The organism is Arthrobacter sp. HMWF013 (assembly GCF_003061105.1).
GTDB lineage: Bacteria > Actinomycetota > Actinomycetes > Actinomycetales > Micrococcaceae > Arthrobacter.
Genome location: NZ_QAIQ01000053.1, coordinates 1 through 3,243, shown reverse-complemented (window position 1 = coordinate 3,243; position 3,243 = coordinate 1). Strand labels below are relative to the sequence as shown.

Annotated in this window: 4 protein-coding genes; 3 read left to right on the top strand and 1 reads right to left on the bottom strand. The window is 63.0% G+C overall.

The features are described from left to right. On the bottom strand, positions 1-797 hold a 797-nt coding region (locus DBR22_RS02485), incomplete at its 3' end, for a mannose-1-phosphate guanylyltransferase (RefSeq protein ID WP_108597631.1). A gap of 254 nt (positions 798-1,051) precedes the next feature. Between DBR22_RS02485 and sdhC the strand changes: the two genes are divergently transcribed. The 3 genes from sdhC to DBR22_RS02470 form a co-directional block, all read left to right on the top strand. Further along, positions 1,052-1,432 carry a succinate dehydrogenase, cytochrome b556 subunit gene (sdhC, locus tag DBR22_RS02480; protein ID WP_082576094.1) on the top strand — a complete coding sequence of 127 codons (381 nt, stop codon included), beginning with the start codon at positions 1,052-1,054 and terminating at the stop codon, positions 1,430-1,432. A gap of 3 nt (positions 1,433-1,435) precedes the next feature. Continuing rightward, complete coding sequence (locus DBR22_RS02475; protein WP_108597630.1) at positions 1,436-1,897, top strand: succinate dehydrogenase hydrophobic membrane anchor subunit; 462 nt, start codon at positions 1,436-1,438, stop codon at positions 1,895-1,897. Between the two features lie 106 nt (positions 1,898-2,003). Beyond that, on the top strand, positions 2,004-3,243 hold a 1,240-nt coding region (locus tag DBR22_RS02470), incomplete at its 3' end, for an FAD-binding protein (RefSeq protein ID WP_108597629.1).

Sequence of the window (3,243 nt, the reverse complement as noted above, 5' to 3'; positions counted from 1 at the left end):
GCATAGTCGATGGCGATCTTGGGCAGCGTGGGCCAGACCCGGGCCGTCACTTCATCGCGCTGCGGGGTGTCCCAGGCCTCGGCAATCTCCTGCAGGCCCTGGAACAGCTCCGGCTGGTTGGCCTCAAGGTGCTTGAGCATCAGCGCCACGGGTGCCACGAACATGCCCGCGTTCCAAACGTACTCGCCGCTGTCCACGTACTGCTGGGCAACTTCCTCGTCGGGCTTCTCCACGAATTCGACCACTGCCTGGGCGGTGGGTGCCCCTTCAATGTTGAGCCCCCGGCCGGCGCGGATGTAGCCAAAGCCTGTGGAGGGGTGGGTGGGCTTGATGCCGATGGTGACGATCTTGCCGGCCGCGGCCGTGTGGATGGCCTGGCGGACAGCGTCCTGGAAGAGATCGTCCGGGCTGATGACCTGGTCCGCCGCAAAGGACCCCATGATGGTGTCCGGATCACGCTGGTGCAGGATGGCAGCGGCAAGGCCGATAGCGGCGCCGGAATCCTTGGGCTCGCTCTCGAGGACAAGGTCCTGTTCCTCTACCTCGGGCAGCTGGCGGCACACAGCGGCCCGGTGTGCAGTGCCGGTCACAACCAGGACACGCCTGCCCGCAAGGGGCTGAAGGCGATCGTAGGTGGCGCGCAGCAAAGTGCTGCCCGATCCGGTGAGATCGTGAAGGAATTTGGGAGCTGCGGCTCGTGACAGGGGCCAGAGGCGGGTCCCCACTCCGCCTGCCGGAATCACCGCAATAAAGCGGCTAAGGGCTGAATCCGGGCTTGTCACTTTGTCTGTACTCATCACCGCTACTTTAGCTGACGGCGGGCAGAGTCCCCCTCCGTGAAGGTCAAAGGACACCGAAATGCCCCGTCGAATGTGTCGTTGGTCTCAATTGACGGCAAATCCGGGCATTGCGGGTCACCAAGGAGTTCCTAAATTGAATAAGCTATGAGCGAAGCCTAGATTTAGGCTCTGAGCTACGAGTGCTCTCGCAGCAGGCGTTCCCCCCGCGTGGATCTCATGCCAGCGCCGCTGTGTTGCAGGGAGGTTTATCAGTGCCGACAAAACCAGCTGGCACCTTGTACCGCGGCCGTGAAGGCATGTGGTCCTGGGTAGGACACCGAATTACCGGTGTAGTGATCTTTTTCTTCTTGTTGGTCCACGTACTGGACACCTCATTGGTGCGTGTATCCCCTGAGGCCTACACCGCCGTGATCGGGGCGTACAAAAACCCGCTGATGGCCCTGGGTGAAACGGGCCTTGTTGCCGCGATTGTTTTCCACGCCTTCAACGGCCTCCGGATCATCGCCGTCGATTTTTGGAAGAAGGGCGCCAAGTACCAGCGCCAGATGCTGTGGACCGTACTGGCCCTTTGGGTCGTCGTCATGGTTGGCTTCTCCATCCGCCACCTTTCCCTTGCGCTCGGAGGTCACTAAGCCATGACTGCAACGATCGAAAACCCGCGCAGCGGGAAGATTTCGCCCCAGTACCGCCGCACCGGCGCCAACAAGGGGAACTTCGAAATGCTGGCGTGGCTCTTCATGCGCCTCTCCGGAGTGGTCCTGGTGGTGCTGATCTTCGGCCACCTCTTCGTGAACCTCCTGGTGGGCGAAGGCATCCACGCCATCGATTTCGGTTTCGTTGCCGGCAAGTGGGCGGACCCGTTCTGGCAGATCTGGGACCTGGCCATGCTCTGGCTGGCCATGCTCCACGGCACCAACGGCGTGCGCACCATCATCAACGATTACGCCGAGAAGGATTCCACCCGGCTCTGGCTCAAGATCGTCCTCTACGCGGCCACCACCGTGATCATCGTCCTTGGCACCCTGGTGATCTTCACCTTCAACCCGTGCCCCATGGTTGACGGTGTTCCGCTGCCTGGCGGATTCTGCCCCGCGTAGCCCCCACACGTCTGTTGCCCGCGGTGGGCCGCGGGCTGTGTTTTGCGGTGCAGGCAACGCCCGCCCGTTGTTTTATTGCGAATTTTGAGAGAAAGAGCGCCCAAGTATGCAGGTCCATAAGTACGACGTCGTCATCGTCGGTGCCGGTGGCGCTGGCATGCGCGCCGCGATCGAGTCCGGTCAGCGCGCGCGAACAGCAGTACTGACCAAGCTCTACCCCACCCGCTCGCACACCGGTGCAGCGCAGGGTGGCATGTGTGCGGCCCTTGCCAATGTCGAGGAAGACAACTGGGAATGGCACACGTTCGACACCATCAAGGGCGGCGATTACCTGGTTGACCAGGATGCTGCCGAGGTCATGGCCAAGGAAGCCATCGACGCCGTGCTGGACCTTGAGAAGATGGGCCTGCCGTTCAACCGCACGCCCGAGGGCCGGATCGACCAGCGCCGCTTCGGCGGCCACACCCGCGACCACGGGAAGGCGCCTGTCCGCCGCGCCTGCTATGCAGCGGACCGCACCGGTCACATGATCCTCCAGACCCTGTACCAAAACTGTGTCAAGCACAACGTTGAGTTCTACAACGAGTACTACGTCCTGGACCTGCTGACCGTTGAAGAGGACGCAGTCCGCGAGGACGGCACGTCCTACAAGCAGAAGCGCGTAGCCGGTGTGGTCTCCTACGACCTCGCCTCAGGCGAGCTGCACGTGTTCCAGGCCAAGTCCGTGGTGTTCGCCTCCGGCGGCGCCGGCAAGGTCTTCAAGACCACCTCCAATGCCCACACCCTCACCGGTGACGGCATGGGCATCGCGTTCCGCCGTGGCATCCCGCTGGAGGACATGGAGTTCTTCCAGTTCCACCCGACAGGCCTCGCCGGCCTGGGCATCCTGCTGTCCGAAGCAGCCCGTGGTGAAGGTGCCATCCTGCGTAACTCCGAGGGTGAACGCTTCATGGAGCGCTACGCCCCCACCATCAAGGACCTCGCGCCCCGTGACATCGTGGCGCGTTCCATGGCCAACGAAGTCCGCGAAGGCCGCGGCTGCGGCCCGAACAAGGACTACGTCCTCCTGGACCTGACCCACCTGGAGCCGGCACACATCGATGCCAAGCTGCCGGACATCACCGAGTTCGCCCGCACCTACCTCGGCGTGGAGCCCTACACCGAGCCGGTCCCGGTCTTCCCGACGGCGCACTACGCCATGGGCGGCATCCCCACCAACATCACCACCGAAGTCCTGCAGGACAACGACACCATCGTGCCGGGCCTCTACGCCGCCGGTGAAGTTGCATGTGTCTCCGTGCACGGCTCCAACCGCCTGGGCACCAACTCACTGCTGGACATCAACG